General features: G+C 53.5%; 8 protein-coding genes. All 8 read right to left on the reverse strand.

The window, feature by feature from the left end; all coding sequences use genetic code 11:
* Positions 1-67: 67 nt before the first annotated feature.
* The 8 genes from tnaA to JZ655_RS21695 all read right to left on the reverse strand — a co-directional run bounded on the left by tnaA (position 68) and on the right by JZ655_RS21695 (position 6,043).
* Positions 68-1,483 (reverse strand): tryptophanase, encoded by a 1,416-nt coding sequence (gene tnaA, locus JZ655_RS21235; RefSeq protein WP_207292681.1) that lies wholly within the window; start codon positions 1,481-1,483, stop codon positions 68-70.
* A gap of 209 nt (positions 1,484-1,692) precedes the next feature.
* Positions 1,693-1,770, reverse strand: coding sequence for a tryptophanase leader peptide (tnaC, locus tag JZ655_RS21690; RefSeq protein ID WP_350028380.1), 78 nt, complete (start codon positions 1,768-1,770; stop codon positions 1,693-1,695).
* A gap of 126 nt (positions 1,771-1,896) precedes the next feature.
* Positions 1,897-3,261 (reverse strand): tRNA uridine-5-carboxymethylaminomethyl(34) synthesis GTPase MnmE, encoded by a 1,365-nt coding sequence (mnmE, locus tag JZ655_RS21245; protein WP_040077732.1) that lies wholly within the window; start codon positions 3,259-3,261, stop codon positions 1,897-1,899.
* Between the two features lie 75 nt (positions 3,262-3,336).
* Complete coding sequence (gene yidC, locus JZ655_RS21250; RefSeq protein ID WP_207292682.1) at positions 3,337-4,980, reverse strand: membrane protein insertase YidC; 1,644 nt, start codon at positions 4,978-4,980, stop codon at positions 3,337-3,339.
* Between the two features lie 2 nt (positions 4,981-4,982).
* The gene (yidD, locus tag JZ655_RS21255) at positions 4,983-5,240 is read right to left on the reverse strand and encodes a membrane protein insertion efficiency factor YidD (protein ID WP_001307474.1); all 258 of its coding nucleotides are present in this window, start codon (positions 5,238-5,240) and stop codon (positions 4,983-4,985) included.
* Entirely contained in the window at positions 5,204-5,563 is a 360-nt protein-coding gene (gene rnpA, locus JZ655_RS21260) for a ribonuclease P protein component (RefSeq protein ID WP_014072458.1), read from the reverse strand. The genes yidD and rnpA overlap by 37 nt, the downstream gene beginning before the upstream one ends.
* A 15-nt stretch (positions 5,564-5,578) precedes the next feature.
* Positions 5,579-5,719: a 50S ribosomal protein L34 gene (gene rpmH, locus JZ655_RS21265; protein WP_000831330.1), complete on the reverse strand. Its 141-nt coding sequence runs from the start codon at positions 5,717-5,719 to the stop codon at positions 5,579-5,581.
* A 231-nt stretch (positions 5,720-5,950) separates the two neighbouring features.
* Positions 5,951-6,043, reverse strand: coding sequence for a hypothetical protein (locus tag JZ655_RS21695; RefSeq protein ID WP_419395832.1), 93 nt, complete (start codon positions 6,041-6,043; stop codon positions 5,951-5,953).
* Positions 6,044-6,325 lie beyond the last annotated feature (282 nt).

Consider the following 6,325-nt stretch of genomic DNA (forward strand, 5'->3'; position numbering starts at 1 on the left):
CTGATATTGTTGGTGTGTAATGAATTCCGGGTGACTAACAGGGTGTTAGTCACCCGGAAGGTGCGGGTTAAACTTCTTTCAGTTTGGCAGTGAAGTGACGTAAAACTTTCGGTTCGTAGGTGAAGGTTAACCCCTTAATATTGCTGGCGTTCTCTTTCACATGTTTAAAGGCTTCGACAATAAAGTCCATGTGCGTCTGTGTGTAGGTCGCGCGTGGAATGGTTAAACGCAGTAACTCCGCCGGGCAGGGCAGCTGTTTGCCGGTTTTAGGATCGCGGCCTAACAAGAACGACCCGATTTCTACTGCCCGAATGCCCGCCACCTTATAGAGCTCGCAGGCTAACGCCTGTGCCGGGAACTGATCAGCCGGAATATGCGGCAGTAGTTTTCCTGCATCAACAAATGCCGCATGCCCTCCCGCCTGCTGACACACTACACCGATGGCTTCCAGGCCATCGACCAGGTATTGCACCTGATTGATACGGTACGCCAGCCAGTCCGGATTCATGCCATCATGCAGACCGACGGCCAGGCGCTCCATCGCACCGCCTTCAAGGCCACCGTAGGTCGGGAAGCCTTCCTGCACCACGCAAAGGTTTCGGCATTCGGTATAGACGTCGAAGAAGCGGTCATCCTTAATACACAGCAGGCCGCCCATGGGCACCATCGCGTCTTTTTTGGCCGACATCGCCAGCATATCGGCGTATTTATAGGTTTCACGGGTAATGTCTGCAATGCTCCAGTCGCGGAATTCCGCTTCACGCTTCTGGATAAAGTAGGCGTTCTCCGCGAAGCGCGCGGAGTCCATCACCACCGGAATGTCATATTTTTTCGCGATGGCGTACATCGCCTTCAGGTTGGCCAGCGAGACCGGCTGGCCGCCGGCGGAGTTGCTGGTAATGGTTGCGACGATATAAGGCACATTATTGGCGCCCACCTCCTGAATGCCGCGCTCCAGTCCTTCGAGGTCAAAGTTGCCTTTAAAATCGTAACGAATACCGGTATCAAACGCCTCTTTGATATAGACGTTACGCACCGTGCAGCCATTAATCTGGCTATGGCCCTGAGTCGTATCAAAGAAATAGTTGGAGAACGCGACCATTTTGCTGCGGTCCAGCCCTTTTTCCTGCTCGCGTTTTTTGATCAAGACCGGAATGTAAATCTGTTCAGCGCCCCGCCCTTGGTGAGTCGGGATAGTGTATTGATAGCCAAAAATGGTTTTCACCGCATCGGAGAGCGCGTAATAACTGCGGCTGCCGCTGTAGGCTTCGTCCCCACGCAACATAGCGGCCTGCATATTTTGTGTGACTGCCCCGGTACCGCTGTCGGTCAGCAGGTCAATAAAGACATCTTCGCTATCAAGCAGAAACGGGTTCATGCCCGATTCAACAATGGCATTTTCCCGGTGCTCGCGGGTGGTGCGTTTCACTGGCTCAATAACACGAATACGGAAAGGCTCAGGTAAATGTTTGAAGTTTTCCATTTGTTCATCCTTTTTGCACGCAGCGGTGCTGAGGGCTATTTAATAACCCTAAGTACAGAGATGTATATGCCAGCCATCATTTAATGCCGCCTGTGGAAATAAACCACGCAGACGATCGGAGCTGGCAAGAATATATTGCAGACATACCAAATAAGCAGATTAATAAACCTGGTTAGTTAGCATTTAGCAAAGGACGAGCAAAGGGGGGATTATGGGTGGTGATTGACAATTTTATTGTCAATATTAAACCACTTAGAAGTGATGTATGTATTTAAGATAATCATCATTGATTTATCCTCATTAGACACTCAGCTACATTATTATAATGAGAATTACGGGTCTATCTGCAGGATAATTAATTGTGAGTGTAATCACAGCCACAATAACCTGACGATTACTGTGGCTGTGCAGGGTTATTTCCCGATACAGAAGCTCGAGAAGATGCGGCCCAGCAGATCGTCCGAGGAGAACTCCCCGGTGATCTCACTCAGATTCTGCTGCGCCAGGCGCAGCTCTTCCGCCAGCAGCTCACCCGCCCAGGCGCCAATCAGCTGCGCTTTCCCCTGAACAAGATGGTTCGCCGCCTCTTCCAGCGCCTGCAGGTGACGACGGCGCGCCAGGAAGCCGCCCTCCATGCTGGTATCAAAGCCCATGCTCTGTTTGAGGTGGTTACGCAGGTCATCCACGCCTTCGCCGGTACGTGCCGAGAGGCGAATAAGTGAGTGACCATTTACTTCACTCATACCCAGCGTCTCGCCCGTCACATCGGCTTTGTTACGCACAACGGTGATCGGCAGTTTAGCGGGCAGACGGGCGATAAAGTCCGGCCAGATATCTGCGGGATCCACCGCGTCAGTGGTGGTGCCGTCTACCATAAATAGCACGCGGTCAGCCTGCTCAATCTCCTGCCAGGCGCGCTCGATACCGATACGCTCCACTTCGTCGCTGGCATCGCGCAGACCCGCGGTGTCGATAATGTGCAGAGGCATGCCGTCGATGTGGATATGCTCGCGCAGTACGTCGCGGGTGGTGCCGGCAATATCAGTAACGATGGCAGCCTCACGACCCGCCAGCGCGTTCAGCAGGCTCGATTTACCGGCATTAGGGCGACCGGCAATCACCACCTTCATCCCTTCACGCAGCAGGCTGCCCTGGCGCGCTTCGGCACGCACCGCGTCGAGATCGGTCATCACGCTGTTGAGCTGGGCTTCGATTTTGCCATCGGAAAGGAAGTCGATCTCCTCATCCGGGAAATCAATCGCCGCCTCCACGTAGATCCTGAGGTGAGTAAGTGCTTCCACCAGATGATTTACGCGGGCAGAAAATGCCCCCTGCAGCGAGTTGAGCGCAGAGCGGGCTGCCTGCTCAGAGCTGGCGTCGATCAGGTCAGCAATCGCCTCGGCCTGCGCCAGATCGAGTTTATCGTTCAGGAAGGCACGTTCAGAAAACTCACCCGGCTTCGCAATGCGCAGGCCCGGCAAGGTCAGAATACGTTTTAACAGTAAATCGAGGATCACCGGGCCGCCGTGGCCCTGAAGTTCGAGCACATCTTCGCCGGTAAAGGAGTTTGGCCCCGGAAACCACAGCGCAATGCCCTGATCCAGCGCGGTACCGTCGCTGTCTTTAAACGGCAAATAATCGGCGTAGCGCGGCTTCGGCAGTTTCCCCAGTACGGCTTCTGCTACCTCGCGCGCCTTCTGGCCGGAGATGCGCAGTATGCCCACACCACCGCGTCCCGGTGGGGTTGCCTGGGCGACGATAGTGTCGTTATGGCTCATGGTTTTTCTCAACTGTGTTGCAATAAAAAAAGGCGGTCATTTGACCGCCCTTATTCTAGCTACTGCTCAACCGAATCAGGAACTTTTCTTTTCGCGGCTATGCAGGCCACGTTTTTCCAGACCACGGTAAATCAGCTGCTGCTGGATAATGGTCACCAGGTTGCTGACGATGTAGTACAGCACCAGACCTGACGGGAACCACAGGAAGAACACGGTGAAGATGACCGGCATGAAGGTCATGATCTTCTGCTGCATCGGGTCGGTCACGGTGGTCGGCGACATCTTCTGGATGAAGAACATCGTCACGCCCATCAGGATCGGCAGGATGTAGTACGGGTCCTGTGCAGACAGGTCATGGATCCACAGGGCGAACGGCGCATGGCGCAGCTCAACGGAACCCATCAGCATGTAGTACAGCGCAAGGAAGATTGGCATCTGAATCAGCAGCGGGAAGCAACCACCCAGTGGGTTCACTTTCTCTGCTTTATACAGGGCCATCATCTCCTGGCTCTGACGCTGTTTGTCATCGCCCAGACGCTCACGCATCGCCGCAATCTTCGGCTGCAGCATGCGCATCTTCGCCATGGAGGTGTACTGCGCTTTAGTCAGCGGGTACATGATGCCACGAACGATAAAGGTGATAACGATGATGGAGAAGCCCCAGTTACCCAGGAAGCTATGGATCCACTTCAGCAGCTTAAACAGCGGCTGAGAGATGAACCACAACCAGCCGTAATCCACGGTCAAATCCAGGTGCGGTGCTACTGCAGCCATTTTGTCCTGAATTTCCGGGCCGACCCACAGGGTGCTCGCCAGCTTACCGGTTTGACCCGGCTGCACCAGAACCGGCTGAGATTTGTAGCCGATAGCTGCAATACCGTTGCCGAGGTTCGTGGTGTAGAAGTTGTTGGTACCGTCGTTATTAGGCACCCACGCCGTTGCGAAATACTGTTGCAGCATCGCAACCCAACCGCCTTTAGCGCTGACGTTCAGGTTCTCGTTATCCGCGATAGTATCGAATTTGTATTTCTCATACTTCGAATCTGGCGTGGAGTACGCTGCGCCACGGAAGGTATGCAGCGCGAAGTTGCTGCTTCCGGTGTCACGATGAGACGGCAGATCGATGGATTGCTTCAGCTGACCAAAGGTCGAGATTTCCAGCGGTTTCTCGCTGGCGTTCTGCACGCTGTAGCCAACGTTCACCGCATATTCACCGCGTTTCAGGGTGAAGGTTTTGGTGAAGGTGTTGCCTGCGGCGTCGGTATAAGTCATCGGGATAGCCAGCTCGTTCTGGCCATCAGCCAGCACAAAGGTATCACTCTCGACGTTATACAGTGGACGCGCACCGTTAGCCGGGTTATCCGGGCCATCACGACCGGTCAGACCGCTCTGCGCCTGATAAAGGAACTGCGGTGTGGTTTCCAGTAACTGGAACGGTTCGGTAGACTTCAGCTCTTTTGGGTAGGTCAACAGCAGCGCCTGCTCAACATCACCACCACGGGTGTTGATAGTCAGCTCAAGCACATCGGTCTTAACCGTAATCTGTTTCCCCTGGCCACTGGCCGGTACGCCCTGGTCGGCGGCGCTACCCGCTGCGGTGGTCGTGGTCTGCGTGGTCTGCTGCTGGGGTTGAGGATTTTTATCCTGCTCCCATGCCTGCCAGATCATGAAAGACACGAACAACAAAGCGATGATAAGAAGATTGCGTTGCGAATCCATCGTTAGTGTTCTCTGGTATCAAAGGGTCCGGGGGGGACGGGGTCGTCTCCACCTGGGTGTAAAGGGTGGCATTTTAATACGCGTTTCACCGTCAACCAACTGCCTTTTATCACTCCAAACCTGCGCAATGCCTCAATTCCATAGCTTGAGCATGTCGGTGTGAAACGGCAGTGCGGCCCGAGTAGCGGACTAATCAGGCGTTGATAGACCCTAATGAGGGCTATCAGGACCCGTGAGCCAGGCGACAGTGGCGGCGCCATAATTTTTCCAACGCTTCCGAGAGAGCACGGTTATCGAGGTCGGCAACCCCTTTTTTCGCCACCACCACAAAATCCATCGAAGGGAGTTCATGTTGACGTAAACGGAAGCTTTCACGCGTCAGACGTTTAATCCGGTTGCGTTCATGCGCACGCTTAACGTTTTTCTTGGCGACAGTAAGACCGATACGGGGATGCCCCAGCGAATTTTGGCGGCCGAGGATGGTGATTTGCGGCGTGCCAGCCCGTTGTGGCTGCTGGAAGACGAAAGTGAAATGAGTGGGAGTTAACAAACGTAACTCCCTGGGAAATGCGAGCTTAACCACCAGGGGTTAGCTTTATTACTTGGAAACGGTCAGACGAGCGCGGCCTTTAGCACGACGACGTGCCAGAACCTGACGACCATTTTTAGTAGCCATACGAGCACGGAAGCCGTGAGAACGGTTGCGCTTCAGTACAGACGGTTGAAAAGTGCGTTTCATGGCGATTTCTACCTAAACTTGAATAAATTCAATGGCTTTTTACGATGCCCGAACGAATATCGCACGACGGACGCCGAAGCCATGGGTGATTAAAGAGGCCGGATTGTAATAATTGTACACTCCGGAGTCAATTCTCTTTCCTTATTTCCCGCGTAAATTCACACGATTTCGCATGCAAAATGAACAGCGTTAAACGCGCGGGAAGCCGAGCATTACGCGACGGGTGGAGGATTATACGACCTCACCGGTAAAGCGCAAGGATCGTCCAGGATCTTCGTTAGATCTTTTAAGCAAAAATTTGTCACGACTCAGTAATTTTTCCAATATGCGGCCTAAATCCCGGGGCAGGCTAACCAGGATCGATTACACTTACCCGGTTTCGGATCTTCCTGTGGATAAATCGGGAAGAATCTGTGAGAAACAGAAGATCTCTGGCTCAGTTTAGGCTATGATCCGCGGTCCCGATCGGGATCCCAGCGGTTACGATCGGGTATAAAACCGCAGACAGCGGTTCGCACGTCCCCCTTATGCGCAGGGCTTTTCGACGTGCGTCTACAATCATGACTATTCAATAGCTTTCTTTTTATTGTTCGAGTGGAGTCCGCC

It is taken from the genome of Leclercia pneumoniae, from assembly GCF_017348915.1.
Lineage (GTDB): Bacteria > Pseudomonadota > Gammaproteobacteria > Enterobacterales > Enterobacteriaceae > Enterobacter > Enterobacter pneumoniae.

What these genes read in the sequence shown, in the direction of transcription:
- tnaA (WP_207292681.1), bottom strand. Translation starts at nt 1,483, where the DNA reads ATGGAAAACTTCAAACATTTACCTGAGCCTTTCCGTATTCGTGTTATT.
- tnaC (WP_350028380.1), bottom strand. Translation starts at nt 1,770, where the DNA reads ATGATGATTATCTTAAATACATACATCACTTCTAAGTGGTTTAATATT.
- mnmE (WP_040077732.1), bottom strand. Translation starts at nt 3,261, where the DNA reads ATGAGCCATAACGACACTATCGTCGCCCAGGCAACCCCACCGGGACGC.
- yidC (WP_207292682.1), bottom strand. Translation starts at nt 4,980, where the DNA reads ATGGATTCGCAACGCAATCTTCTTATCATCGCTTTGTTGTTCGTGTCT.
- yidD (WP_001307474.1), bottom strand. Translation starts at nt 5,240, where the DNA reads ATGGCGCCGCCACTGTCGCCTGGCTCACGGGTCCTGATAGCCCTCATT.
- rpmH (WP_000831330.1), bottom strand. Translation starts at nt 5,719, where the DNA reads ATGAAACGCACTTTTCAACCGTCTGTACTGAAGCGCAACCGTTCTCAC.